The following is a 26,041-nucleotide window of genomic DNA, read 5'->3' as shown; positions in this document are numbered from 1 at the left end:
GATATTTGATTTTGGTCAATGCTGATTTCAAAACTTTCTGTATAAACAATAGCTTAAGCATTTACCTTTAATTTTCTTTTTACCTTTGTGGCAAAGACCTCAAGCAAGATTGCCACTGCCAAAATAAAATATGTGATGGCACCAATTTCTCTAATATCCAAATAGAAACCGCTTGCCATGAACATATCAAAGCCAATTCCTCCAGCACCCGCAGCCGCTCCCATCGCTACAGCTACTGCAAAGTTAATTTCAAATCGCAGAAAAGTCCATGAAATCATATAAGTAATCGACGATGGAATCACCGCTTGGAAGACAATCTGCCAGAAGCTTGCACCGCTAGCCTGCAGAGCTTCAATCACGCCTTTATCAAGCTCTTCAAAAGACTCCGAATAGGCTTTAATTAAGTAGCTCACACTGTGAAAAGTCATCCCGATAACAGCCGCCACACTTCCAAGCCCCGCCGCAACCGCAAATATTAATACCCAAAGCACAGTCGGAACAGCTCTTATAAAAGCTACAAAACCTTTTATCATGGTAGAAATCCATTTAGAAGAAAGATTTTCTGCAGCAAATAAACCGAGAAATACAGCGATTACCGCACCGAATAAAGTCGTTAAAAATGCCAGGCCCAATGTGACAAATACCTGATAGAACGCATGTGAGAATGTAAAATGTTTGAGATGTGGTTCAAAGAACATCGCCTTGAGATTTGCGATTGTCAACAGTACAGCATCGACAAAATCGATGTCCTTATAATCAAAAGTGAAAAAAGCATAAATCGTTAAGACAGCAAGGCTGAACAGTGTTATTCTTGTTACGAATGCTGATTTCGTCAAAGGTTTAACTTTCATCCTATTATGAGGACGGGTTTTTAACAGTTGCCTCTGGGCTGAAATTTGTTCGTTTACCTCCATTATAAAATCACCCTCCTTACATAATTGGATATCATTTCTATTCCTAAAATCACAATGATAATCACGACCACTACTAAACTAGCAACATCATAACTCAAGCTCTTATAGTATAAATTAAACGTAAAACCAATCCCTGAACCTGTTAACAATCCGATCAAAGTAGCACTTCTAATATTCGTTTCAATCATAAACAAGATCCAGCTAATCATTTGGGGGGTGCTCGAAGGCAGAACGGACTGAGAAATAATTGAAAAGTAGCTGGCACCCGTTGCTCTCAAGGCTTCTACTGAATTTCCACTTACCTCGTCAATACTTTCCACAAAAGCTCTTGTTAAAAATCCAAAGGATCCAAAAAATAAGGCAAAATAACCAGTCAGTGTACTTTGACCAAAAGAGAATAAAAGGATCATCGCCCATGCTGCAACATCAATATTACGAAAAACTGTCGCAACTCCTCTGCATATGCTTCCAAATAAAGCATTCACTCTTGTTGTATTAGATCCCAAAATTGCAAACAAAATAGCAAAAACGGCTGCGACAGTTGTCGCCGCTAATGAAACTAGCACCGTTTCAATCATCTTATCCAATATATCAGGAAGCTTCGCGAGCGACTCCTGTGTCGGGTAAAAGTTTGCCAGCGCCCACCCAATCGCATTTGGCAAGGAAGTAAACCCTTTGACGACATCGTATTCTGTAATGATAATCGCTAAAAAAGTTACCGCAGCTAAAACTGCTAGAAATAGAAATGAATTTCGTTTCTTTTTTACAAAAATATCAGCCTGCATGTATGCCACCTGCGTCGAAAATAAGATCTTCCGCTTCTGAGCCGTAAATCCGCTGGATATCAGCCCTCGTCATGTGTTTGGGAGCTCCAATGAACACAACTTGACCACCATTTATCCCAATGATTTTATCGGAATACTTCAAAGCCACGTCCACTTGATGAAGATTGACAAGAACCGTGATCCCCATATTAACGGAAATATTTTTTAAATAATCCATAATCACTTTTGCTGAATTAGGGTCCAGCGAAGCAATCGGTTCATCACATAGAAGCATTCTAGGATTTTGGATCAAGGCACGCGAAATCCCGACACGCTGCTTTTGCCCGCCGCTTAATTGATCTGCCCGTTTATAGATGAAATCATCTAATCCTAACAACCCAAGAATATGCATGGCCTGTTCCTTTTCCTCTCGATTGTAAAGGCCTAGAACTCCTGATAATGTAGATTTGCAGCCTAATTTACCATGGAGCGTATTCTCAATCACCGTTAAGCGATTAACTAAATTATAGTGTTGAAAAATCATACCGATTTTCGTGCGAACCTTTTTTAATTCCTTTTTCTTTAAGTTCAGCACATTCACACCGTCAAACATGATTTCTCCGCTAGTCGCATCAACCATTCGATTAATGCAGCGAAGGAGAGTTGATTTCCCAGCCCCCGAGGGACCAATAATTGAAACAAACTCTCCTTCCTGAACGGAGAAGCCAACGTCTGATAAAGCTTTAGCATCATGACCAAATTGCTTGGTTAAATTATTAACTTGAAGTAAAGCTGTCATTTGTTAACTCTCCTTACTATCTCTTATTTAGAAAGCTCGCGAATTGGATTGAACCAAGCGTCCTCTACTTCTACTAATCGTTCGTCTGCTGTCTTTTTGAACAGTCCGGAAAACTCTGAATCCTCAGGAACAAAGACTTTTTCATTTTCTGCAATCTCATCTGATGTCATAATATCGAGAAGCTGCTTTTGAAGATCTTCACTGATCGTTTCTGTATTCATAACAAATGGAGCATTTAACACTGGCGTTACGGAAATGAGGCTGAACTCTTTTCCTGCCACTGTGTTAAACGGTTCAGCTGCATCATCTAATACTCGATAAACAGAACCAGGTCGATTCTCCTCGCCTTCTGCTAGTTCTACATAGTTATTGACACATGTATCACAAAAAGCTGCAACATCCACTTTATCTGAGAGCAAGTTAACCGCAGATCCTTGGTGAGAACCGCCAAATAGTACTTCAGTAAAGAATTTATCATCGCCGCCTTCTAATAGATCCTCTGCTGTTAAAGAGCTGAACTCTTCTTTTTTACTGAAGTAATCTACAATACCTGTTGACGGAACCTTGAACCCTGATGTAGAACTATTTGATACAAATGAGAATCTTTTTCCTTGAATCTCATCGATGGCATACCCATCACCATCTTTATATTGATCTTCATTTCCTTTTTGAACCGCTAACCAGCTGTAATAGACGGCATCATCTAGTGTTCCAGAAGCACCTGTCGGAACCACTAATGGCAGCACATTTTCGTTTTTGTTATGTGCTTCTATGTATCCTTGTGCCCCTAAAAAGGCTACATCCGCATTTCCATTTGCAATTGCTTCAATCGCGACAATATAATCTGTTGTCGTTTGATGCTCTACTTTCATCCCTGTCTTTTCTTCAATTATTTTGCCAATCTCATCTCTAGCTTCCACAAGATCTGCACCTGATTCGTTTGGAAGCCATGCCATTCTTATTGTATCCTTATCCTCCGAACTTGCTGATGAAGAACAACCTGCAATTATCATGACGACGGCCAATGACAATAAATACAGCACTACTTTTTTCATAATTAAACTCCTCTCACTTCTAAGTGTGATTAATGTTTTCTACAGGAAAAATATATCGAATCAATGTCAATCCTCTATTAAGCTAGTATTATAATTTGTAAATCATTGTTAAACTACGAACCTTGCAGAGAGAAGCTGCCTCGTTCCATCTTATATTCCTTGTTGCATAGGTTGTTCATGAATTCAAGGTCATGGAAAATCCCGAGCATCGTCGTACCCTCTTCCATTAATTGTTGAATCAGTACCTTTACCTTTAACTTAGATTCTTGATCCAAACTTGCTGTCGGTTCATCGAGCAGTAATAGTCTTGGTTTCTTCACCATGGCTCTTGCTATATTAAGCCGCAGCTTTTCACCGCCGGAAAAAGTAGCAGGGTAGCTATCCCAAAGTTCCTCGCTTAACTCAAAGTGAGTAAGAATTTTAACGGTTTCTTGATCGGCAACACACTCATCATTTCCCATTTCTAGAATGGCCTGCTTCACTAATTGCCTTGCTGTCGTTCGCGGCATTACATTTAAGAATTGCGAAACATAGCCAATTTCATGTTTCCGCAAATAAAGCATTTCTGTCTCTGATACGCGTGCGAGATCGACGGGCCCAAACCTTTTGGAATCATACAAAATACTCCCTTCCTCGAGGCGATACGTTCCGTAAATGCATTTTAGAACGGTCGACTTCCCGCTGCCGCTTTTTCCAGTTATTCCGACAAACTCCCCTTCTTTCACGTCTATTTCAATTCCGCTTACCGCACGTATATGCTTTCCTAGATTATGAAGGGTAAATGTTTTTGATAGACCTTTGATTTCTAGTAGATTTTCCACCTTTTCACCCGCTTTCTTTAAGTTCTCTTATTAAATTCGATAGTTTGTTTTTTGAATTAATTTTCCGTCCACAAACACAGTCGTGATAACCGGAAAATCATCCATCATTTTCTCCACAATTAGTAAATCTGCTTTTTTTCCGACTGCAATTGATCCTATTTCATGATCCATTTTGACAGCTCTAGCAGGATTAATCGTAACGAGCTTCATCATTTCTACTAAATCCATTCCATATTTATTGACGAGCTCAAAAATAGAATGCAGCATCGCAGCTGGATAATAGTCACTGCAAAGAATATCGATCGTCTCCTCCTGAATCGCCTCTGCTGCTCCTAAGTTGCCGCTATGTGATCCGCCAAGCAATACATTTGGTGCACCGGCAATCGTATATAATCCCAATTCTTTTGCCTTGTATGCAACTTCCATCGTAATTGGAAACTCGCTAATGGTCGTTCCGAAGCTTTTGACAAGCTCAAGCTTTTCAACAGAATCATCATCATGGGAAGCAATAGCGATATTGTTTTCCTTTGCAATCTGTGCAATCTCCCGAATATCATCAATGCTCAGTTTTTCCTTTGTTTGATGGTTATGAATCAGCACATCTATCGACGAATCACTTAACTCGTTATACCCTTTTACAGTATTTCTCCATATTTCTAAATGACGGTACTGCCCTTGCCCTGGCGTATGATCCATAAAAGAGACTAAATGTACTTTTTTATCAGAAATATATTTTTTAAGATTGTTAATTTCATCGACATTATCAATCTCTAACCTCGCATGAAAACGATGGCGGACAAGATGCTTCATGCTGTGAGTTTGATGGATTAAATTTATTAATCTTCTCACATTATCCGGCTCACGAATCGGTTTATAAGAATATTCGCTTCCCTTAATCAGCGAAAGAGAATGAAACATGGTGGTAATACCGTGCGAGATCAATTCCTTTTCTGTTTCCCGCAGGCTGACTTGAAAATTCATTAATGAAGTCGGTCTTGGCGCTGCCATATGCTCGATATAGTCCGAATGAATATCGATGAATCCTGGTGTTACATAGCCTCCTGCAGCATCAACAATTTCCATTGATTCTTCAAATTTTAATTCGCCCTTAGGAACTATTTTTGCTATTTTGTCGTCTTGTATTAAAAGATCATAGCCTTGCAAAATCGCATCCTCTGTAATCAATTTTCCATTTGTAATGACATACACGGTACTTCCTCCTTAAATAAGTAATCCGATGATGTTGCAGCTTAGTTACAGTAAAGAATGAACAAGCTGCTGTGTATACTTGGCTTGGGGATCTTCTAGGATTTGGTCTGTCAGTCCCTGCTCAATCACTTTTCCTTCAAGCATTACCAATGTCCGGTCTGCAAGCATCCGTATCACGCCCAAATCATGGGATACTAAAACAATGCTGATGCCAAGCTCTCTTTGCAGGCTTTTTATCAAATCGAGTACACTAGCCTGCACAGATAAATCCAAGCCCGTTGTCACTTCATCCAAGAGGAGCAGCGGAGGGTGATTAGAAAGTGCTTTGGCAATTTGAACACGCTGCTGCATCCCGCCAGAAAAGTTTTTCGGAGCTTCTTTGCGGCGATGCACCGGGATATTCACTTTGTTCAAAAGTTCTGTTCCTCTTTCCTCCATCATTCCAACCTGACGATTGCCGGCAGCAATCAGCTTTTCGGCAATATTTCCTATCGAAGAAAAATTCATTCTAAGTCCAAGCATCGGATTCTGATAAACTTTTCCCATCATATGGTTACGAATATATCTCTTCGCCTGAGCTGATTCTTGAAAAAGATTTCTCTCGCCATTTTGATACGTTGAGATATAAGCTTCACCCCTTGTAACATCTTGATCAAAATAAAGACATTGCATCAACGTTGACTTTCCACTTCCGCTTTCACCCACGATTCCCAAGACTTCGCCTGGATATACTTCAAAAGAAACATCCTTGCACGCGTATACAGTTCCGCAAACCTGACAGTAATTTTTGATCATTTTAGTAGATTGAGTTTGTTGACAATATGGGCACCCCGGTCCAAATTGCTTATTTAAATTTCTGACAGACAGTACCGGCTCCTCTAACCCGTTCATACCCTTACCTCCAAAGCTGCGTCTTCATTTAATTTTTCCAAACAATAACTAGTATCATTGCACTGGTAAACCGTCTCTTTGCTTTCCTCATCGATAAGCTCATCCAAAAATACATCGCTTGCGCCACATAATCGACAGCACTTTCCAGCAAATGTCTCTCTTTGGAAAGGATAATCATCGAAATCCAGAGAAACTACTTTTGTATATGGAGGAACGGCATATACCTTCTTTTCACGTCCTGCTCCTAAAAGAATAAGTGCTTCACTCTCGTTCATTTTGGGATTGTCGAAACGCGGAATCGGACTTGGTGCCATGACATACCGATCGTGAACCATAACAGGATGATCAGCGCCTGTCGTCATGGACCCATATTTCATAATCTGTTCAAACAACATCAGCCAAGCTCCGCTGTACTCTTTTTCACCATGAAGCTTCTTTGTCTCGTATTCACTTGGTTCGTAAAAACGCAGCGGTTCAGGAATCGGAACCTGCAATACGAGAATTTGATTGTTTCTTAGCGGCACCTCAGGAATTCTATGTCTTGATTGGATGATCGTCGCATTTGAAGTATGATCGGTTATTTCAACACCCGTCGTGTCACAAACTAGTTTTTTTATGTTCACTGCGTTGACAGATTCGTCTGATCCCTGATCAATTACCTTAAGGACATCCTCTCTGCCAATAAGTGAAAGAGTTAATTGCAGACCACCGGTTCCCCAGCCGCGGCCAATCGGCATTTCTCTTGACGCAAACGGGACCTGATAGCCAGGGATTGCAATCGCTTTTAATGTCTTTCTTCTAATCTCTCTTTTTGAACCTTCATCGAAAAAAGCAAAGTTATAAGCTATATTCATCAACCTCTCACCTCTTCTTTTTCTGCTGTTGTTTTGGTCTTTCTTGCAGCATCAAGCTTCGATTGGAACGTGACATAATGAGGCATTTTTAAGTGCGAAATAAAGCCTGTCGATTCAACAGCATCGATATGATATAGAACAAACTCCTCGTTATGACTCGGGTAGGCAGGATCAGGATTTTCCAAGCAATGATCCAAGATTCCCATCGCAATCGCTTTTGTTTCATTTTGTCCAAAACATATTCCATAGCCGATCTCAAACTCTATTTCTTTTTTCCCTAATTCCTTTTCAACGGTAACCGGCATCAGCATCTCTACTTCAGTCGTTTTAATAGAACCAATGTAAAATCCGTCCTCATCATCACCATCTTCAAGTGGATGGTCGACATAAACTGGGAAACTGCCCACTCGAAGTTCTCCTACAGTTGGATGAAGCGCACCGTAGCCTCTGATAACAGCATAGGCAAGTGACGTGACGGCTCCCGTTTGTCCTCTCGTTAATACCTGAAGGCGCTGACTCCTAGCCGCGGGAAAATCCAGACTCTCTCTTGTAACGTCCCTTGGCTCCTGGTCATTATTTTCACAAGGAGCAATCAGGCCTTCCCCACGTAAATAATCCAGTACTTTCGGAATGGTGAGATCAGTTGTATGAGACTCCTCATTCGCTTCCATTTGTTCTGAATGGAACTGAGCAAGCCATTCCTTTACCTTTTCCTCTGTTTCCTCCAGCAGGTTAAAATCTAGCAGCCGTTGCGTATAATCTGTCGTAGCCCCTAGTATCTGTCCCCCTGGAATATCTTTAAAACTAGCGGATATCCTTCGTTCCACTAACATCTGCTCTGACTCTATGACTCTTGAAACATGTTTTCTTGGTAATGTTGAACGATATGCTCTTAAAAGAAAGACGGCTTCTTCTGGATTTCCTTCGGCTTGCTTAATCGCTAAAGAAGCTAAACTCTCGCTGTACAAGCTGCTTTCTGACATTACCTGATCTATTAACCCTCTTAGCCCGGCTTCAATTTTTTCTACTTCAATCGTCGATCCTTTATGAACTCTTTCATATTTGAGGCGCTTAATACTTTCTTCAATTGCTTTAGTCCCGCCTTTGACCGCAACATATCCCATTAATTCATCACCCTGTTTTTTATTATTCTCGTAGTCCTCGGCAACGCTAAAAGCTGATGCTGTTTATCAACAAACAGCAAATCGATCCCCATTGGATACTCAGTATTTTTGAACTGACGCGCTTCTACCCAGCTGTCGCTTTCACCTACAGCCACCGTATTACTTTTTTGAATGCCCGGCCCTGTTAATAGCAGCTCCCCGTCATCAGATAATCTATCTACTTCAGTAATAATCGTCGCTGACACATGAGGATCTTTCAGTGTACCTGGCTTGCCTTGTTGGATTGCCTCTACAAGGGAACCTTCTTCAGCATCTTTTAGGACAAATATATAATCAGCCTCATCTGCATCTTTCTTTTTCGCATAAGTAAGCGTACTAATTTTCTCTGACACCATATGGGATTCCTTCGAGTACACTTTAAAACTCACTTCAGGATCCAACAGTGTCAGCGCTAAGAGCAGAATCGACTCAGAAAAATCAACTGTATCATCAAGTTTATCTGCCTCAGGTACCAAATCCGAAATAAACCCGGGTCTTGAGGTGGAATCAACGAGTTTTCTATACACGGTTTGAAGATCATGAACACTGTCTAACTTCACTTGCTTTTCCTCCTTTTCCTTAAACATCCATATTTTCGAAACTAACTTTCATTTTTAAAATATCGTTATAATAAGACTTTCGGTCTTCATTAATTTTGCTCTCTTCTTTTTGAAGCAATCCTATCCATCTTGCCGTTTCAGGTACTTCTTCTAAAAAAGCGGCATCAATTACCGCAAGCTGATAAGCAAATTCAGGCTGATCTCCTATGACAACACCAATTCCGATCGAATCCTTTAACATCACCTTGCATTCTGTTACGATGACTTCCCCAAGATAAAACAGACTTTTTTGTGCTGTTTCACGTGTTTTTAACATCACCATTCCATGCTGGGGTTCCTGTATCACTTCAAGGGAATAATATTTTTCTATGTCACTAGCCATATTCTTCGCTAGCTGCCGAGAGCCGTTGATCAATATTTCCGTTCTTCTTTTTCTTTTCATCCCATGGCCTCCATTTGTCTTTGTTCTGCACTTTTACTCTATCTTGTTGCCAAGTGGGTGAACGTAAAAAAACGATTAAGTTCGTACGAGTTTTGTAAATTTCTTTAACGGAACAAATGCGGGAAGTCCCTTGGCGTGGAACTGAACGCAAAAAAAGCCCGCTGTATTAGCGAGCTCGGATAGATTAGATGACATATGTAAAGCAATCACTGCGATAATGAATTTTCGTATATTCAAGTACTGTCCCTGTTGCTTGATCGACACAGCCAGATTCTAAGAGAATCAGTGGTACCAAGCTTGTGCATTTCAAAATGGATCTTTCCTCTTGATTGGGAAAGACGACGCTTAAATGACTTCTTAAGCCCATGAAGTCCCGATATCCTTGACTTTTATAAAAATGAAAAATGGAAGTAATCTCTTCTCCAACTTCATCAACATTTCCAAACACTTCTTGTGAAACATAGGATGTATGAATAGCTACTGGAACATCATTGACAATTCTAAGGCGGCTGATTTTATAGATATGCTCCTCCGGTTTTGCTTGAAGCTTATGATAGACCTTTGAATCATAATCAATTTTTTCACAGCAAAGATTTACCGTTTCAAAATCAAATTCTAGCTCCCGCATTTTTTCACTAAAACTGATGTCACCCGAAAGAATTAAAGGAATTTGCAATTTTTGATTTTGCACATAACTGCCCTTCCCCTGTCTCGAGTAAATAAAACCAAGTTCCTGCAATCTTTCATACGCTTTTCGAACAATCATCCTTGGCACTTGAAATTGTTCTGCCAGCTGATTTTCTGATGGCAGTTTATCATTCGGTTTGTATTTTCCTCCCTGTATGTCCGAAATCAGTACATCAACCAAAATCATCTTTTCGCACATTTAGACAATACCCCCATCCGAAAGTTCAGATCACTGTAAATTTTAACCTTTTTATTTAAATCAGGGATTAAAATAATGTAAAGTTTTTATGGACAACCAAAAAAAGCCCTGCAAAATGAGCAAGGCTTTTATGAACATTATTTCCTATGTGCTACTATGAAAGTTTCGACGTCATTCAGTTCATCAAAGTGAGTTTCTAGTTTTTCACGGGACCAATCCCACCAAGATATTTTTAATAGGCAATCAGATATTTCCGGTGAAAACCTTCTCTTAATAGGCTTAGCTGGGACCCCCGCAACAATCGTGTAGGGATCCACGTTTTTTGTCACGATCGAACCCGAAGCAATGACAGCGCCAGTTCCAATCTCAACGCCTTTCATAATGATAGCTCCGTGACCGATCCAGACATCATGGCCGATTTTCACTCTTTGCGTGCGGCGCCAATCAAAGATTTCCTCATCATCTTCAGACCCAAAACCATAGGAAACTTTACGATAGGTCATATGATGCTGTGTTACTCTGTTCATTGGATGCTGAACGGGATTTATGCAAACATGTGAAGCAATACTGCAGAATTTACCGATTTCCGTATAATTAACTGTCACATCATCCATCGTATAAGTGTAATCTCCAAAGCTTGATTCAATGATTTTATTATAAGCGCCAATGGACGTCCATTTTCCTGCGTAACTATTTATAATCTGGCTGCTTTCATCAATATAAGGAGTAATGGACAACTTTTCTTCCTGCTTAGGTTTGTATATAAGCGGCACTAGCAGCGACCTCCCCTTCCTTTTTTACATAATTATTATTTTGCTATTTTCACTCTCCTAGCTGCTAATGCGTTCAAGCATTCTATCCCTGGATTTTTACTTCCCAACAGGACAGGCTTTTCTCCATACTCCCCATGAAAATCCGAGCCGCCTGTCATCACTAAATCATAATCAAAAGCTAATTTCCTCGCTTGTTCTTCATGTACTTTGCTGTGCAGTGGATGCCAGATTTCTATTCCTTGAAGACCTGCTTCTACTAATTCTGGGACGTATTCAAAATTACCATATTGTCCGGGATGAGCTAAAACAGGAACTCCTCCCGCTTCTCGAACTGCCCGGACAGCATCTTTAGCATCTACATATTCCATTGGGATAAAAGCAATGCCCGGCTTTTCTCCATTTTGTCCGCGATTAAATAATTTACGATACAGGTCCCCGTAAATTTGATCCGCGTACCCTGCTTCTATCAAAGCATGCATGATATGCTGCTTGTAAACCCCTGTTCCTCCAGCAGATAGCTCTAAACAACGTTCCCATTTAATGTTATAGCCAGCCGTGATCAAACGCTGCACCATCTCATAAGATAGAGCATGCCTTTTCTCAATTATTGGCTGGCATAGGCTGGTAATCGCATCATGTCCAGGTGTTACAAAGTAACCAAGAATATGTACTCTCCTGCCTCTTTGAAAATCAAACCCAGATACTTCAATACCTGGTATTACTTCAATCCCTAATCTTTTCCCTTCTTCCATAGCTTCTACTAACCCTTTTGTTGTATCATGATTGGTAATTGCGATATGGCTGATCCCTTCCCCTACAGCTAAAGACAAGACTTCTTCACTAGACAACGGGCAGTCAGATATATTTGTATGGCAGTGCAATTCAACCTTCATCTTGTTCCTCCTCTATCTTCTTTTCTTCTAGAGTAACTTGGCACCAAGTATGAAAGGTTAATAGAGTGTAAAATTAAGGTAAAAAATTCACGGCTTATCATGTCTCGGATTTACATTATTAGGAATAAGACAATAACCGTTATTTACCTTTTTTTAAGAAAACATGAACATCTAACTGCTGTTCCTTATTAAATAAGCCCGGATAAATTAAAAAACCTAAAACAATTGCCGTTAAAGTAGCGGCTGACATAATTAAAAAGACAATTAGCAGTTGGAATCGGACTGCCTGAATCGGATCTGCACCAGCAATGATTTGACCTGTCATCATTCCAGGAAGCTGTACAAGCCCGATCGTCTTCTGACCTTCAATTGTTGGGATAAGGCTTGATTTAATAGACCTTTTTAAAATCGGATAAATCGCTTGCTTAACACTTCCCCCAAGCGACAGTACCAGCAGGATCTCTTCCTTTCTAATCTCCACTTCCCCTTTAAGTCTATTTAGGAATAAATTTGCAATAATCATTGAATTTCCAATGATCATCCCGCTGATTGGAATGATATATTGCGGTGTTGCCGGCACAATTTTCAATCCTAACAAAAAACCCTGTGTAATGATTTCAACAATCGTGATCGTAATAAATATTTTCCAAAAAACATATGGCAATCCCCGCCCCTGCTTGGCAGCATTTTTCGTTGCGACCGTAATCATTAATAAAAGCATCAGAATCATCGCAAACGGATTATCAAAGCCGAAGACGATTTTTAAAATATAACCAACAATCATTAATTGAATTGTGGCACGGATTGTTGTGATAAGCAGGTCTCGCCCAAGGCCCAGCTTAAAAGCAGCAGACAAGAAATAAGCAATCATAACAAAGCTTAAACTAAGAATAAGTGCGAGTATGTTCATTGTGAATCCCTCATCAGATTATGTAAAAACTCCTTTGTTCTGTTATCTTTAGGTTGTGAAAAAAACAACTCAGTTGGGCCTGACTCAACTAGACTCCCTTCCATAACCATCCAGGTTTGTGTCCCTACGCGTTTGGCCTGATTCAGATCATGAGTGACCCAAATAATTGTCGTCTGCCTCTCGGCGTTAATCCTCATGATGAGTTCCTCTATTTCTTGCGATGATATGGAATCGAGCGCTGACGTTACTTCATCAAGCAATAAAACAGATGGCTTGTTGACTAAAGTGCGCGCTAAAGACAACCTCTGTCTTTGGCCGCCGGAAAGCTCCTTCGCTTCTCTCGTAAGTAAATCCTTGGATAATCCTACGAAGTCCAAGTACTTCTCTGGTTCTTCAAGTGATTGACCGCGCAGTTTCAAAGGCAGACATAAATTTTCTTCAACCGTTCCGGCAAGCATGGGTGCCGATTGAAAAGCGATTCCGACATAACGTCTTAACTCTTGTATATTCCATTCACGAATTTCTTTTTCACCAACATAAATCTCTCCTTCATCCGGTGTGCTCAACAAATTACATAGCGATAATATCGTACTCTTTCCCGAACCAGATGGACCAATAATCGTTAATATCGACCCCTTCGTAACTGTTCCGCTAACCTTTCTTAAGGCATACATTTCCTCACCATCGTTAACGAATATTTTTGAGACGTTTTTTAATTCCACTTCGGTAATCTTCTGCAATTTAACTTGTTCCTCTCAATTGTTTTTATATTTCAATAAATGTTATCATACATCAATAATAAAGCCTTACAAGAATAACTGACTAGCTCTTAACAGGAGGATTATAATGACAAAAGTATATGATTTCACTGTAGAACTGCCGAATGGGGAAGAAAAATCTTTAAAGGAATACGAAGGAAAGCCTTTAATTATCGTCAATACTGCAAGCAAATGCGGGTTAACTCCGCAATTTAAAGGATTACAGGAGTTATATGATAAATACAAAGACCGAGGGTTAGTTATCTTGGGTTTCCCATGTGATCAATTTAATAATCAGGAGTTCGAGGATATTTCAGAAACCACTTCATTTTGCCAAAAAAACTACGGTGTAACCTTTCCGATATTCGCTAAAATTGATGTAAATGGCGATACTGCCCACCCTCTTTTTACTTATTTAAAAGAACAGAAAAAAGGTGTGCTATCGAAAAATATTAAATGGAACTTCACCAAGTTTTTAGTAAGCCCATTAGGTGATGTGGTAGAACGTTATGCTCCCACAACGGAACCTGCGAAAATCGAGGAAGATTTAATGAAACTGTTGGCATAGAGTAAACAAGGATACAAGGTCGACTTGTTGTCTCTTTGTATCCTCTAGTAAGTATCTTTGTTAGTTGCTTTACTTTATACTTGTTTTTCCCCTTTCACTCCGTTAATCGAGTAACTTGCGGTTATTTCAGCATTTAGTGAATGAGAAACAGAACAATATTTATCTTTTGATAATTGAATAGCTCGAACTACCTTATCTTCTGGAAGTTCACCTTCTAGCGCATAATGAATATGAATGGTTGTAAATCTCTTTGGGTGATCATCGGCGCGTTCGCCTTTGACATCCATTTGAAAAGATGTCGGTTCTAAACGCATCTTTGTTAAAATCGAAATAATATCAATCCCTGTGCAGCCCGCAACAGCATTCAACAATAACTCCGTAGGCCTAGCACCCGTATTTTGACCGCCAATTTCTTCTGCTGCATCCATATTAATTTCATGACCAGACGGAGTTTGTCCTGAAAATGCCATTTTCTCTTTCCATTTAATACTGAATTCCATTGTATAACACTCCTCTTATTTACTGCCCTTTTTTACAAGCTTTATTAAATAGTTTACAAAATGTTCATCTCTAACAAGCCATGCTGCATAATTTCTTTTTAAAAATACTTCTCCATCATTAAAGCTAGTGAACACATTTTCTAATATCTTTTCCCCCTTCTTAATTCTCCATTGTTGATCATTTTCAGGATAAAGCAGGTATTGATGTTCTTTCCTGTCCTCATATAATGTACCAAATGAAGACTCCTTTACATTATAGCGATTTCTTTTCGCATCTTCTCGCAGTGGCTCTAAATGGAATGTCTCCGTTACAAACTTTTTATACGCTTCCTCATTTAAAGAACAGCCGGAGGCTTTGACATGACCACCGCCGCCAAACCGGCTTGCAACTTCTGATACATCGACATGATCATGTATCGTTCGGAATCCCATCCTCTTCCCGCCTATATTAAGGATAGCGATATAATCAAGATGTGGATATTCCTTCCCTAATTGATTCCCCAATTCAGAATGATAAGACTCAGCATAAACAATTCCTGCAAAATAATCATCAATTTCCGCTTGAACTAATTCACGTCTCTTTCTGCGGATATAGCGCTCAATTTTGTCTTCTTCCATATCAAGAATTTTTTCTTCAAAGTCGTTAAAGGTAAAGCTATCCCCTTCCTTTAAACGGCTGAGCATGCTCTCTTCAAATTCATCAATGGAAACGAGAAAAAATAAAGCATTCAACCGCTGTGCTTTTTGGTTATCATTCTTTTCCCATTCCCATGTGTCATATTGCCTGACTAACTCCACAAACTCTGCTACTGCATTAGAAGGTTCCATTAGCTCATGCTGGACTAAATACTGATATAACAAAGAAGTAGCAGAAGTTAAATGCCCGCTTTCTTCCTCAACTTTTACATATCCCCAGTCATACTCATTAAAATGAAGAGCCGTTTGGTGGTGATCAATCATCTGAACTTTGCCGCCTGACTGATAAAACTCCTCTAATCTTTTTTCATTCCCCTCATTAACCGACAAATCTGTTATGAACAAAAATGTCTCCTTACCTTCATTTTCAAGAAACCATTCCACCTCATGATTTAGGCCGCCAATGGAGTTGTAGCGGACTTTAACATCATCACCAAAAGCCAGCTTGGCAATGATTCCGCAGCCAACTCCATCAAGATCATTATGTGACAATAGACGATACATTCATTTCACCTCAGCATTTAGTATGTTTCTACTATAGTAAAAATATTGAAAGAAAGCTCTTATAATCCCTCAAAAAATACCCCTCAGTGAGAGGAGTACAATAGGTAAGGTTAATTTTTAAAAATAAATTCCGATAATCCTATTTCAAAATCCTTATTGACCAATATAAAATCTGTATGGATATATTCAGATTGAAATGTTTTCTGTATATCCTTATAGGTAAGGTCATTTCCTTTAATGATTACTTCATCCTCAAGAAAGATATAAATACAAAAGTAGGATTTCAAAGAATCTAAAAAATGGTCAAGATCAATTCCTAACTTCTCTACATACTCACTATTGAATTCAATAAAACCGATTGCAGAACTGCATCGATCTAATAAATTCGTCATTCCCTTTAAGACAAACGGCTCATAGCCTTCCACATCAACCTTGAAAAGCAGTTTTGGTGACGCTGCATCACTATGAACGAGAGAATCAATGGTGATTGATTTGACAGGAACCTTTTCAATCATGTTATGAGCAGGCATATAAGTAGCGGAGGATGTTCCAGACCAATGCTTGTCTTTATAAAACATAACACTCTCATAGTCTTGCTGTGATACAAAAGCATTAATGATCTTCATTTGCTCTTGGTTGGGATGCACTTTTCTTGATTCATGAATATACGGTATTAAATCTGCATTGGCTTCAATTCCATAAATAACAGTATGCTGTGGATAGGTTGTTGAAAATAAACATTCTCCATAATTCAATCCTACATCAATCACAAGATCCGGCGCGAATTCCTTTACAGCCTTACCCCAAAAATTTGTCAGTCTTTTTTGTGTCGTCCCATCGCTAATTAATAATGCACGACCTCGATTTTCATCCTTGTTAACATAGAGGGTATGGGAAGATGATAGGGTAATATGATCAGGGATATTCTTGGAATTCCATGTTTTATACTTAAGCAAAATTCCTACATCAATTAAAAACTTCCATGTTCGTGGATGCTGTTCCCACATTTTTAAAAAAAATGTATTTCGGACTGCTGTTCTTGGTCTCACTTTATGCCCTCCTATATTTAGATCACGGCTTGTTTACACATTCTTTTTTCATCGAAACGTTTCCTCTAACGTATGGAAGGCTTAACAAAAAATTTACAGAACCAAAACAAAGGCAAACAGACTAAGTCTGTTCGCCTTTAGATTTATCACCAGCTGATATCCGCGGTCAATTTAAAAGTAAACTCCATTAAAAATGCTAGACCACTTTCAATCCAAGATACTCTTCTACTTCTTTTGCCACTTCACGCCCTTCATTAATAGCCCAAACAATTAAACTTTGACCTCTTCTTGCATCACCAGCGGCAAAGATACCTTCAACATTTGTTTTAAATTTACCGTTAGTATCAGCAATTAGATGATTTTTTGTTTCCACGCCAAGTTGTGTTGTTAAAAAAGCTGATTCTGTTCCTTCAAACCCTATCGCGATGAAAACATACTGCGCCGGCCATACCTTTTCCGTACCAGGTACCTCTTTAAAAAAGTATGTACCATCCTCGCCCATCACTTTTTCCATTTCAACGGTGTGTAACTCTTTCACACGTCCATATTCGTCAGCAACCATTTTCTTCGTTTGGATGGAGTACTCCCTTGGGTCACTGCCAAATCTTGCTTCCGCTTCTTCATAGGCATATTCAAGCGTATAAACATTTGGATATGCCGGCCACATATTGTCAGAGGTACGTTCTGCTGGCAGTTTCGGATGTTTGCCAAATTGGACAACACTTCGGCAATTTTGCCTTAGTGCAGTTGCTACACAATCTGCCCCCGTGTCTCCTCCGCCGATGACAATCACATCTTTTCCTTTTGTATCAATAAATGCACCGTCATTAAAGTTCGAATCTAGTAAACTTTTTGTTGCAGCAGTTAAGTACTCCATTGCGAAATGAACACCTTCTGCATTCCTGCCTTCAATCGATAGATCACGTTGTTTTTGTGCACCCGTACACAAGATCACAGCGTCGTATTGCTGCTGAAGTTCCTCGGCTGTAATGTCCTTGCCCACTTCTGTATTTAGCACAAAATGTATTCCTTCTTGCTGTAACAATCCAATTCGGCGTTGTACGATCTCTTTATCAAGCTTCATGTTAGGAATTCCATACATTAATAGCCCGCCCGCACGATCATCTCTCTCATAGACAGTAACGGAATGTCCAGCTTGATTTAATTGATCAGCGCTTGCCAATCCCGCTGGACCTGACCCAATGATAGCGACTTTCTTTCCTGTCTTTTTCTTCGGAATCCTAGGTGTGATCCAGCCATTCGCAAACCCTTTGTCAATGATTGTCCGTTCGATATTCTTAATCGTTACAGCTGGATCAGAGATAGCTAATGTACAAGATCCTTCGCATGGTGCAGGACAAACACGTCCTGTAAATTCCGGAAAGTTATTGGTCTTTAGCAGGCGATCCAACGCTTCTTTCCATTGCCCGCGATAGACTAAATCATTCCATTCAGGAATTAAATTATGAATCGGACAACCAGTCGTTGATCCTTGTATCTCCATTCCCATATGACAGAAAGGAGTTCCACAATCCATACAGCGGCTTCCCTGCTTTTTTAACATACTATCGCTGAAACAAGCTGAATACTCTTTCCAATCGTTTAGCCTTGCGATAGGCTTTCTTTCTGTTGGCTTTTCTCTTTTATATTCCATAAATCCAGTTGCTTTTCCCATTTTCCCCTCTCCCTTCTATTGTAAAATTGCTTGTAATTCCTTTTTTAAACTTTTATCCTCTTTTTTTGAGATTGCTTGAAATGCGCTCATAATGGCTTTTTCTTCTGGTAAACCTGCTTTCTTATACTTTTCAATGCTGTCCGTCATCACCTTATAATCTTTCGGGACCACTTTTACAAATTTCTCAACCAGTTCATCCCATCTCTCAAGAACATAGCCCGCTTTCAGACTTCCCGTATAAATATAATGGAATAATACCATTTCCCAGACGATATTGAGATCGCTTGAATCCTCAAGTGAATGAAATTCAATCATTTCCTGATTGCATAATGACTTGAACTCTTCCACATCTTTAGGGAGAACGTAGGCAATCCCGCCAGACATGCCTGCACCAAAATTCTTTCCTGTATCACCCAAAATAACAACCCGGCCTCCAGTCATGTACTCACAACCGTGGTCACCAATTCCTTCAACAACCACATTTGCACCACTGTTTCTAACAGCAAAGCGTTCTCCAGCACGACCGTTTATATAGGCTTCTCCTTTTGCAGCCCCCATTAAGGCGACGTTTCCAGCTATTACATTCCTTGATGCTTTAAACTGAAATGGTTCCGGAGCTTTGATAACCAGCTTTCCGCCAGACAAACCTTTGCCTAAATAATCATTAACATCACCTGTTAAATGGAGAGACATCCCGCTTGGTACAAAGGCTCCAAAGCTTTGCCCCGCCGATCCGTTAAAACGAAGTGTAATCGTTTCTTCCGGAAGTCCTTCTTCGCCCCAGCGTTTTGAGATTTCACTGCCTACAATTGTCCCTACTACACGATGAACATTCGTAATTGGCAGTGTAAGATCAACAGGAGTTCCATCCTCTAAAGCTGGTTGAACTTTTGGCAGTATTTCTTGTATATCAAGGGAATTACTTAGATTATGATTTTGTGAAGTCTTGAACGTTCGTACACCGTCTGTTTTATATAAAAGAGCTGATAATTCCAGCTGTCTTGCTTTCCAGTGTTCCTTTGTGCGGTCACTGATCTGCAGCACCTCCGTACGGCCAACCATTTCTTCAATCGTTCTAAAACCAAGTTGTGCCATAATTTCACGAACTTCCTGGGCTATGAAACGCATAAAGTTCACAACATACTCTGGATTACCTGTGAATTTTTCCCGAAGCTCAGGATTTTGTGTAGCTACTCCAACAGGACAAGTATCCAAATGACAAGCACGCATCATCACGCATCCAAGAACAATTAATGGAGCTGTCGCAAATGCAAATTCCTCTGCCCCCAGAATGGCTGCCATAACGACATCTTTTCCAGTCATCAGTTTTCCATCTGTTTCAAGTACGACACGTTCCCGCAACCCGTTCATCATTAACGTTTGATGGGCCTCAGCCAAACCAAGTTCCCAAGGCAGACCGCTATGTTTGATACTTGTTCTCGGAGATGCCCCTGTTCCGCCATCATAGCCGCTGATCACAATCACATCGGCACTTGCCTTCGCTACACCAGCTGCAATCGTACCAACTCCTGCTTTCGAAACAAGCTTTACGCTGATTCGTGCATCGCGGTTAGCGTTTTTCATATCATGAATGAGCTGTGCCAAATCTTCAATTGAGTATATATCATGATGTGGAGGCGGTGAAATCAGTCCGACACCTGGAGTAGAACCTCGGACTTCCGCAACCCAAGGGTATACTTTATTCCCTGGCAGCTGACCGCCTTCACCTGGCTTTGCTCCCTGTGCCATTTTGATTTGGATTTCATCAGCGTTAACTAGATAATGACTGTTGACCCCAAATCTTCCAGAAGCTATTTGCTTAATCGCACTGCGTCGGTTATCACCATTTTCATCTAAAGTGTAACGCTTAGGATCTTCTCCGCCTTCCCCGCTATTACTTTTTCCTCCAAGCCGGTTCATAGCAATGGCCAATGTTTCATGCGCTTCCTTACTCAATGAACCAAATGACATCGCGCCTGATTTAAAACGGCGGACAATGGAATCGATCGATTCTACTTCTTCTATTGAAATCGCTTTTCTATCAGGGTTAAATGAAAATAAGTTTCTAAGAAAGCTCATTGTTTCTTCATTAGCTAATTTAGTGTATTCTTTAAATAACTCATAATCTCCTTTGCGAGTAGCCCATTGCAGGGTATGGATCGTCTTCGGATTAAAAGCGTGATGTTCTCCTTCTTTTCTCCATTGAAAATCACTGCCAGACTCTAACGTTTTATCATCTAAATCCCTATACGCTGTCATATGACGGATTTTTGCTTCTTTCGCAATCGTTGCCAAATCAATACCGCCTAATTGTGAGGATGTTCCAGTAAAATATCGTTCAATCACATCTGTACTGATTCCGACCGCTTCAAATATTTGCGCTCCACGGTAGCTTTGTACAGTAGAAATCCCCATTTTAGACATTACCTTCACAACACCTTCGGTAATCGCTTGCTTATAAGTATTAACACAATATTCGTAATCTCCAGTTACTAATTGAGCCTCTACGGCTTCCTTCAAAGTAGCATACACAAGATAAGGATTAATTGCATCACCACCATAACTAATCAGTGCCGCAAAATGATGAACTTCTCTTGCTTCTCCTGTTTCAACGATCAAACTAACTTTGGTACGATTACCTGACCTTACCAGATGGTGATGAAGAGCACTTACAGCTAGTAAAGACGGGATTGCTGCTTCATCATTGTTCATATTGCGATCAGATAAGACTAGCAGCTGAACGCCTTCTTCAATAGCCTGATCTGCTAGTTGAAACATTCTTTCTAATGCACTTTCCAGATCATCTGAAAACAGTGTATGGATCTCCTGGCTTTTGAAGGATTGCTGGGACTTCAATTCCTGCAACTGACTATTTGTTAAAATAGGTGTTTCTAATTGAATTCTTTGACAGTTACTTTCATCTGGATGAAGGAGATTCCCTTCACGGCCAAGATAAGAGACCGTCGACGTAACAATCTGTTCACGGATTGCATCAATCGGTGGATTTGTTACTTGTGCAAAGGATTGCTTAAAGTAATTGAACAGGGACTGCGGCCGTTCTGAAAGTACCGCTAAAGGACTATCATTCCCCATAGACCCAAGGGGATCCTTTCCTTCTAGAATCATAGGAATTAAGTACTTTTGAACATCTTCATACGTATAACCAAAAGCTTTCTGCCGTGTGATTAAATCTTCTATAGCTTCCTCTTCTTCACCATTTTCACGGTCTAATTTTACAAGTTTTTGATTTAACCATTGCTGGTAGGGATACTCATTTGCCATTTCTGTTTTAATTTCATCATCTGAAACAATACGGCCTTTCTCTAAATCGATCAAAAGCATTTTACCAGGGCTCAAACGATCTTTATAGAGAACGTTTTCAGGATCAACATCAATGACTCCTACCTCTGAAGAGAAAATAATATAATCATCTTTTGTGACATAATATCTTGCTGGACGAAGTCCGTTCCGATCTAATATAGCTCCAATTTGCTTTCCATCTGTAAAGGAAATTGCAGTTGGACCGTCCCACGGTTCCATTAAAGTACTATGATATTCGTAAAATGCTTTTCTATCTTCCGGCATATGCGGGTTTTCTGACCATGGTTCCGGAATTAACATCATGGCTGCGTGTGCTGGTTTCCGTCCCGCTAATACAAAGAACTCTAGAGCATTATCTAGTATAGATGAATCACTGCCGTTTTTATCTAAAATCGGAAACACCTTTGACAGATCTTCTCCAAATGCTTCAGAAACAAACTGCTGTTCACGGGCTTTCATCCAGTTAATATTCCCTCTAAGCGTATTAATTTCTCCATTATGGATGAGGTATCTATTAGGATGTGCTCTCTCCCAGCTAGGAAATGTATTTGTACTAAAGCGGGAATGCACTAAAGCAAAAGCCGAAACGAATGATTCATCTTGTAAATCGAGGTAAAATTTATCCACTTGTTCTGGAGTAAGTAATCCTTTATACACAATGGTTCTAGTGGACAAACTAGCAAAATAGAATCGCAGTTCCCGATCAGCTGCCCATTTTTCTGCTTGTTTTCTAATCATGTACAATTTCCGTTCAAAATTAATATCTTCTTCCATGTCTTTGTTCGCACCAATAAAGACTTGGCGGATCGCTGGGCATGTTTCTTTCCCTGATTCTCCAAGTTTATTTTCATTAACCGGAACGTCCCTCCAGCCAAGGAGTTTTTGTCCTTCCAGTTTGATTAATTCATTTACTGCCTTCTCAATCATCTGACGTTCCTCATCATCATTCGAAAAAAAGATCATCCCAACTCCGTACCGGCCTTTTTCTGGAAGATTGATGTCACTGCATGCTTTTCTAAAAAATTCATCCGGAATCTGTACCATTAATCCAGCTCCGTCACCTGTTTGAGGATCACTGCCCTGTCCTCCGCGATGATCTAATTGACATAGCATTTGCAAGCCTTTTTTGACAATATCATGCGTTGCATATCCTTTTATATGTGCGTATAAGCCGATTCCACATGCATCATGTTCAAATTCAGGACGGTAAAGACCTTGTGCATTTGGGATTTGATTATAAGACATAATTAACACCCTCCGTTTCAAAACTCACATTTTTCATTATATTTATCATTTTATGTTCCCATTTCAATATAAACAATATATCATTTATATATAATCATTCTTGATTTTAGATGAATTACAGTCAATGTAGTGATATAAAGAGGTTTTAGGAGGTATAAAATGGAATATCGCCAAATTCGTTATTTTATAGAAGTAGCGGAAAGGGAGCATGTGACAGCAGCTGCAGAGCATCTTCATGTCGCGCAATCCGCAATCAGCTTTCAAATTTCAAAACTCGAGGAAGAACTAGGGATTAATTTATTTGAACGGAAGGGACGAAACATAAAACTAACACAGATTGGAAAAACCTTTCTAAAATACGCAAAAAGATCCATAAAAGCGATCGATGACGCAAAAGTAAAGATCGATGAATACCTAGACCCTGAGAGCGGAACCATTAAAATCGGATATCCAACAAGTCTAGCAAACCACCTGCTTCCTACCGTTATTTCAGCATTTAAAGTAAAATACCCTAATATTTCCTACCACTTACGGCAAGGATCATACGCTTTTTTAATTGATGCTGTTAAAAATGGGGAGATTGATTTAGCCTTTTTAGGACCGGTACCATCAAATGACATCGAGATAAAGTCTCATATTTTATTCTCTGAAAGTTTCTCAGCGGTTGTCCCCTCCAGCCACCGGCTCGCTCAAAACAAAGTGATCACTTTAAAGGACCTTAGAAATGATTTCTTTGTTTTGTTTCCCGAAGGCTATGTGCTGCACAAAATCGCAATTGATGCGTGCAAACAAGTAGGATTTGAACCAAAGATCTTAGCTGAGGGAGAAGATATGGACGCGATTAAAGGGCTTGTTTCTGCTGAAATTGGTGTGAGCCTTTTACCGGATGGAACATTTTTTGATAGATCTACCGCCAGAACAGTGCAAATACCCATTGATAGACCGAAAGTAACTCGAACAGTTGGAATCATTACCCCGAAAGATCGTGACCTCGGACCAACAGAAGAGGTATTTTACGAATTTGTTAAAGACTTCTTCTCAAGACTAGAAAAATACAAATAAAAAAGGGGGTGCCTCCCCCTAGAACATACTTAAACTATAGTTTTTTGATAATAACTCTAATAACTTGATGCCGGCAATACTATTACCTTTTTCATCTAATGCCGGACCAAAAATCCCAATCCCGAATTTCCCGGGAACAGCTCCCATAATTCCTCCAGAAACACCGCTTTTAGCGGGAATCCCAATTTTTATTGCAAATTCGCCCGATGCATTATACATCCCACAGGTAACCATGAAAGTTTTACAAATACGAGCTATGTCCTTAGGAATGATCTGCTTCTCACTTATTGGATCTACCCCGTCCATAGCAAATACTACACCAATCCTTGCTAAATCTAGACAGTTCATCTCAATAGCACATTGTTTCGTATACAATTCCATTAACTCTTCTACATTTTCTTCTACAATGTTGTGCTGCTTTAAAAAATAACAAAGCGCGCGATTTAAATGGGCCGTTTGAAATTCTGAATCTGCCACTTCCTGGCTGTAATTAACATTTGGATCTCCCGCTAATTCTCTAATAAAAGCTAACAAGGAGCTAAACCTCTCCTCAACATTGCCTCCTTTGATCATATGGGTCACAACAAGCGCCCCGGCATTTATCATTGGATTCAAAGGTTTGGCAGGAGCCATTGTTTCAAGCTTCGCGATCGAATTAAACGGATCTCCCGTTGGTTCCATCCCAACCCGATTAAATACGTATTCCTTACCTCTCTCCATTAAAACGAATGCCAAACTGATCACCTTGGAAATACTTTGTAAGGTGAATTTCTTCTCAATATCCCCAGCTGAATAGCAGGTGCCATCAGGATAGTGAACAGCAATTGACAAATCATCTTGTTTTGCTTCTCCAAGGGCCGGAATATAATCTGCTACCCGACCATGCTTCGTGCAAGTTCTTGCCTCATCCACGATTAATTGTAATTCATCATTTGATTGACAGGGCATATTCATCACCGTTTACTAGTATGTACCAAGGTTTCTCAAATAATGAAGCTAATCCGAAAAACTATCCACAATCTTGTTACATATCAACAACTCTAATTCGGTCATAAAATTACGTTTTTTAAGACAATTCATAATATTATCCACAGTTTATTCAGAATATCCACAATCTAGTTTTGAGCGTGTTAATAATATTATGTTATCTCGCTAGTTTATGGACATTCTGTGTATAGATGTTGGGGATATATTTAGTAAGCTGACGATTGGGACCCAGTGCGGGGAGCTGTGCCTGTAGTTGTCCGAATCCCGTAGGGTCTTGCTCAGACTACGAAAGAAACCAATGATCCGAGGATCATTGGTTTCTTTTCTTATAAAATATTTATAAACATACGTTAATTTACTTATATATGATGGCTCCGCAGGTAGGATTCGAACCTACGACCGTTCGGTTAACAGCCGAATGCTCTACCACTGAGCTACTGCGGAATATTTAAAAATAATTTCTAAAGTCTTTACTTCGGAATACTAATTTATATGTATATGGTGGGCCTAAGTGGACTCGAACCACCGACCTCACGCTTATCAGGCGTGCGCTCTAACCAGCTGAGCTATAGGCCCATTATTTGGAGCGGGTGATGGGAATCGAACCCACGACAACAGCTTGGAAGGCTGTGGTTTTACCATTAAACTACACCCGCTTATGGCTGGGCTAGCAGGATTCGAACCTACGAATGACGGAGTCAAAGTCCGTTGCCTTACCGCTTGGCTATAGCCCAATTATGTA

General features: G+C 39.9%; 24 protein-coding genes and 4 tRNA genes. 2 read left to right on the top strand and 26 right to left on the bottom strand.

Translation table 11 applies throughout. From position 1 onward, the window contains the following. Window positions 1-53: 53 nt before the first annotated feature. The 16 genes from CZ487_RS04270 to CZ487_RS04195 form a co-directional block, all read right to left on the bottom strand. Entirely contained in the window at window positions 54-914 is an 861-nt protein-coding gene (locus tag CZ487_RS04270) for a PhnE/PtxC family ABC transporter permease (protein WP_077210939.1), read from the bottom strand. Further along, a complete protein-coding gene (locus tag CZ487_RS04265) occupies window positions 914-1,699 on the bottom strand; it encodes an ABC transporter permease subunit (protein WP_077210938.1) in 786 nt (261 codons plus the stop codon). The genes CZ487_RS04270 and CZ487_RS04265 overlap by 1 nt, the downstream gene beginning before the upstream one ends. Next, complete coding sequence (gene phnC, locus CZ487_RS04260; RefSeq protein WP_077210937.1) at window positions 1,689-2,477, bottom strand: phosphonate ABC transporter ATP-binding protein; 789 nt, start codon at window positions 2,475-2,477, stop codon at window positions 1,689-1,691. The genes CZ487_RS04265 and phnC overlap by 11 nt, the downstream gene beginning before the upstream one ends. 23 nt (window positions 2,478-2,500) lie before the next feature. Continuing rightward, window positions 2,501-3,532 carry a phosphate/phosphite/phosphonate ABC transporter substrate-binding protein gene (gene phnD / locus CZ487_RS04255; RefSeq protein ID WP_077210936.1) on the bottom strand — a complete coding sequence of 344 codons (1,032 nt, stop codon included), beginning with the start codon at window positions 3,530-3,532 and terminating at the stop codon, window positions 2,501-2,503. A gap of 113 nt (window positions 3,533-3,645) precedes the next feature. Beyond that, window positions 3,646-4,353 carry a phosphonate C-P lyase system protein PhnL gene (locus tag CZ487_RS04250; protein ID WP_077210935.1) on the bottom strand — a complete coding sequence of 236 codons (708 nt, stop codon included), beginning with the start codon at window positions 4,351-4,353 and terminating at the stop codon, window positions 3,646-3,648. A gap of 30 nt (window positions 4,354-4,383) precedes the next feature. Continuing rightward, window positions 4,384-5,562 carry a phosphonate metabolism protein PhnM gene (gene phnM, locus CZ487_RS04245; RefSeq protein WP_077210934.1) on the bottom strand — a complete coding sequence of 393 codons (1,179 nt, stop codon included), beginning with the start codon at window positions 5,560-5,562 and terminating at the stop codon, window positions 4,384-4,386. Between the two features lie 45 nt (window positions 5,563-5,607). Beyond that, entirely contained in the window at window positions 5,608-6,453 is an 846-nt protein-coding gene (locus CZ487_RS04240; protein ID WP_077210933.1) for an ATP-binding cassette domain-containing protein, read from the bottom strand. After that, the gene (locus tag CZ487_RS04235; protein WP_077210932.1) at window positions 6,450-7,307 is read right to left on the bottom strand and encodes an alpha-D-ribose 1-methylphosphonate 5-phosphate C-P-lyase PhnJ; all 858 of its coding nucleotides are present in this window, start codon (window positions 7,305-7,307) and stop codon (window positions 6,450-6,452) included. The genes CZ487_RS04240 and CZ487_RS04235 overlap by 4 nt, the downstream gene beginning before the upstream one ends. Further along, window positions 7,307-8,431: a carbon-phosphorus lyase complex subunit PhnI gene (locus CZ487_RS04230; RefSeq protein WP_077210931.1), complete on the bottom strand. Its 1,125-nt coding sequence runs from the start codon at window positions 8,429-8,431 to the stop codon at window positions 7,307-7,309. The genes CZ487_RS04235 and CZ487_RS04230 overlap by 1 nt, the downstream gene beginning before the upstream one ends. Further along, window positions 8,431-9,030, bottom strand: coding sequence for a phosphonate C-P lyase system protein PhnH (phnH, locus tag CZ487_RS04225; RefSeq protein WP_077210930.1), 600 nt, complete (start codon window positions 9,028-9,030; stop codon window positions 8,431-8,433). Before phnH ends, CZ487_RS04230 begins: the two co-directional genes overlap by 1 nt. 19 nt (window positions 9,031-9,049) lie before the next feature. Then, complete coding sequence (gene phnG / locus CZ487_RS04220) at window positions 9,050-9,472, bottom strand: phosphonate C-P lyase system protein PhnG (protein WP_077210929.1); 423 nt, start codon at window positions 9,470-9,472, stop codon at window positions 9,050-9,052. Between the two features lie 184 nt (window positions 9,473-9,656). Next, entirely contained in the window at window positions 9,657-10,358 is a 702-nt protein-coding gene (locus CZ487_RS04215) for a GntR family transcriptional regulator (protein WP_077210928.1), read from the bottom strand. 137 nt (window positions 10,359-10,495) lie between these two features. Then, window positions 10,496-11,131, bottom strand: coding sequence for a DapH/DapD/GlmU-related protein (locus tag CZ487_RS04210; RefSeq protein WP_077210927.1), 636 nt, complete (start codon window positions 11,129-11,131; stop codon window positions 10,496-10,498). A 35-nt stretch (window positions 11,132-11,166) separates the two neighbouring features. Then, the gene (locus tag CZ487_RS04205) at window positions 11,167-12,024 is read right to left on the bottom strand and encodes a PHP domain-containing protein (protein WP_077210926.1); all 858 of its coding nucleotides are present in this window, start codon (window positions 12,022-12,024) and stop codon (window positions 11,167-11,169) included. 139 nt (window positions 12,025-12,163) lie between these two features. After that, on the bottom strand, window positions 12,164-12,934 hold the full coding sequence (locus CZ487_RS04200; protein ID WP_077210925.1) for an ABC transporter permease: 771 nt from the start codon (window positions 12,932-12,934) through the stop codon (window positions 12,164-12,166). After that, complete coding sequence (locus CZ487_RS04195; RefSeq protein ID WP_084783173.1) at window positions 12,931-13,608, bottom strand: ABC transporter ATP-binding protein; 678 nt, start codon at window positions 13,606-13,608, stop codon at window positions 12,931-12,933. The genes CZ487_RS04200 and CZ487_RS04195 overlap by 4 nt, the downstream gene beginning before the upstream one ends. A 172-nt stretch (window positions 13,609-13,780) precedes the next feature. On the opposite strand from CZ487_RS04195, the gene CZ487_RS04190 reads away from it, so the two are divergent. After that, entirely contained in the window at window positions 13,781-14,260 is a 480-nt protein-coding gene (locus CZ487_RS04190) for a glutathione peroxidase (RefSeq protein WP_077210923.1), read from the top strand. A gap of 74 nt (window positions 14,261-14,334) precedes the next feature. On the opposite strand, the gene CZ487_RS04185 is transcribed toward CZ487_RS04190, so the two are convergent. From CZ487_RS04185 to gltB, 5 genes are all read right to left on the bottom strand, one after another. Continuing rightward, on the bottom strand, window positions 14,335-14,760 hold the full coding sequence (locus tag CZ487_RS04185) for an OsmC family protein (protein ID WP_077210922.1): 426 nt from the start codon (window positions 14,758-14,760) through the stop codon (window positions 14,335-14,337). Window positions 14,761-14,775: 15 nt separating this feature from the next. Beyond that, window positions 14,776-15,960 carry a DHH family phosphoesterase gene (locus CZ487_RS04180; protein ID WP_077210921.1) on the bottom strand — a complete coding sequence of 395 codons (1,185 nt, stop codon included), beginning with the start codon at window positions 15,958-15,960 and terminating at the stop codon, window positions 14,776-14,778. Between the two features lie 110 nt (window positions 15,961-16,070). Continuing rightward, the gene (locus CZ487_RS04175; protein WP_077210920.1) at window positions 16,071-17,009 is read right to left on the bottom strand and encodes an FkbM family methyltransferase; all 939 of its coding nucleotides are present in this window, start codon (window positions 17,007-17,009) and stop codon (window positions 16,071-16,073) included. 196 nt (window positions 17,010-17,205) lie between these two features. Then, entirely contained in the window at window positions 17,206-18,684 is a 1,479-nt protein-coding gene (gene gltD / locus CZ487_RS04170; protein WP_077210919.1) for a glutamate synthase small subunit, read from the bottom strand. 15 nt (window positions 18,685-18,699) lie between these two features. After that, entirely contained in the window at window positions 18,700-23,250 is a 4,551-nt protein-coding gene (gene gltB / locus CZ487_RS04165) for a glutamate synthase large subunit (RefSeq protein ID WP_077210918.1), read from the bottom strand. A gap of 159 nt (window positions 23,251-23,409) precedes the next feature. Here gltB and CZ487_RS04160 point away from each other — a divergent pair, with 159 nt between their 5' ends. After that, window positions 23,410-24,312 carry a glutamate biosynthesis transcriptional regulator GltC gene (locus tag CZ487_RS04160; protein ID WP_077210917.1) on the top strand — a complete coding sequence of 301 codons (903 nt, stop codon included), beginning with the start codon at window positions 23,410-23,412 and terminating at the stop codon, window positions 24,310-24,312. Window positions 24,313-24,330: 18 nt separating this feature from the next. On the opposite strand, the gene glsA is transcribed toward CZ487_RS04160, so the two are convergent. From glsA to CZ487_RS04135, 5 genes are all read right to left on the bottom strand, one after another. Next, window positions 24,331-25,260, bottom strand: a complete 930-nt coding sequence (gene glsA, locus CZ487_RS04155; protein WP_077210916.1) for a glutaminase A — start codon at window positions 25,258-25,260, stop codon at window positions 24,331-24,333. Window positions 25,261-25,668: 408 nt separating this feature from the next. Next, window positions 25,669-25,743 (bottom strand) — tRNA-Asn (locus tag CZ487_RS04150). Between the two features lie 55 nt (window positions 25,744-25,798). Continuing rightward, window positions 25,799-25,875, bottom strand: a tRNA-Ile gene (locus CZ487_RS04145). A gap of 6 nt (window positions 25,876-25,881) precedes the next feature. Continuing rightward, window positions 25,882-25,955 (bottom strand) — tRNA-Gly (locus CZ487_RS04140). 3 nt (window positions 25,956-25,958) lie between these two features. Then, window positions 25,959-26,033 (bottom strand) — tRNA-Gln (locus CZ487_RS04135). Window positions 26,034-26,041 lie beyond the last annotated feature (8 nt).

Origin of the sequence: Robertmurraya dakarensis, assembly GCF_900156875.1 — a bacterium.
Taxonomy (GTDB): Bacteria; Bacillota; Bacilli; order Bacillales; family Cytobacillaceae; genus Robertmurraya; species Robertmurraya dakarensis.
Note: the sequence above shows the minus strand (reverse complement) of the source record. Positions and strands in the feature narration are given on the sequence as shown.

Bases quoted from the DNA above. Each gene is read 5' to 3' on its own strand.
- CZ487_RS04190 (WP_077210923.1), top strand. From the start codon at position 13,781: ATGACAAAAGTATATGATTTCACTGTAGAACTGCCGAATGGGGAAGAA.
- gltD (WP_077210919.1), bottom strand. From the start codon at position 18,684: ATGGGAAAAGCAACTGGATTTATGGAATATAAAAGAGAAAAGCCAACA.
- CZ487_RS04270 (WP_077210939.1), bottom strand. From the start codon at position 914: ATGGAGGTAAACGAACAAATTTCAGCCCAGAGGCAACTGTTAAAAACC.
- CZ487_RS04265 (WP_077210938.1), bottom strand. From the start codon at position 1,699: ATGCAGGCTGATATTTTTGTAAAAAAGAAACGAAATTCATTTCTATTT.
- gltB (WP_077210918.1), bottom strand. From the start codon at position 23,250: ATGTCTTATAATCAAATCCCAAATGCACAAGGTCTTTACCGTCCTGAA.
- CZ487_RS04160 (WP_077210917.1), top strand. From the start codon at position 23,410: ATGGAATATCGCCAAATTCGTTATTTTATAGAAGTAGCGGAAAGGGAG.
- CZ487_RS04240 (WP_077210933.1), bottom strand. From the start codon at position 6,453: ATGAACGGGTTAGAGGAGCCGGTACTGTCTGTCAGAAATTTAAATAAG.
- CZ487_RS04180 (WP_077210921.1), bottom strand. From the start codon at position 15,960: ATGTATCGTCTATTGTCACATAATGATCTTGATGGAGTTGGCTGCGGA.
- CZ487_RS04205 (WP_077210926.1), bottom strand. From the start codon at position 12,024: ATGAAGGTTGAATTGCACTGCCATACAAATATATCTGACTGCCCGTTG.
- phnD (WP_077210936.1), bottom strand. From the start codon at position 3,532: ATGAAAAAAGTAGTGCTGTATTTATTGTCATTGGCCGTCGTCATGATA.
- CZ487_RS04230 (WP_077210931.1), bottom strand. From the start codon at position 8,431: ATGGGATATGTTGCGGTCAAAGGCGGGACTAAAGCAATTGAAGAAAGT.
- glsA (WP_077210916.1), bottom strand. From the start codon at position 25,260: ATGCCCTGTCAATCAAATGATGAATTACAATTAATCGTGGATGAGGCA.
- CZ487_RS04215 (WP_077210928.1), bottom strand. From the start codon at position 10,358: ATGTGCGAAAAGATGATTTTGGTTGATGTACTGATTTCGGACATACAG.
- phnG (WP_077210929.1), bottom strand. From the start codon at position 9,472: ATGAAAAGAAAAAGAAGAACGGAAATATTGATCAACGGCTCTCGGCAG.
- CZ487_RS04200 (WP_077210925.1), bottom strand. From the start codon at position 12,934: ATGAACATACTCGCACTTATTCTTAGTTTAAGCTTTGTTATGATTGCT.
- phnC (WP_077210937.1), bottom strand. From the start codon at position 2,477: ATGACAGCTTTACTTCAAGTTAATAATTTAACCAAGCAATTTGGTCAT.
- CZ487_RS04185 (WP_077210922.1), bottom strand. From the start codon at position 14,760: ATGGAATTCAGTATTAAATGGAAAGAGAAAATGGCATTTTCAGGACAA.
- CZ487_RS04195 (WP_084783173.1), bottom strand. From the start codon at position 13,608: ATGTATGCCTTAAGAAAGGTTAGCGGAACAGTTACGAAGGGGTCGATA.
- CZ487_RS04235 (WP_077210932.1), bottom strand. From the start codon at position 7,307: ATGAATATAGCTTATAACTTTGCTTTTTTCGATGAAGGTTCAAAAAGA.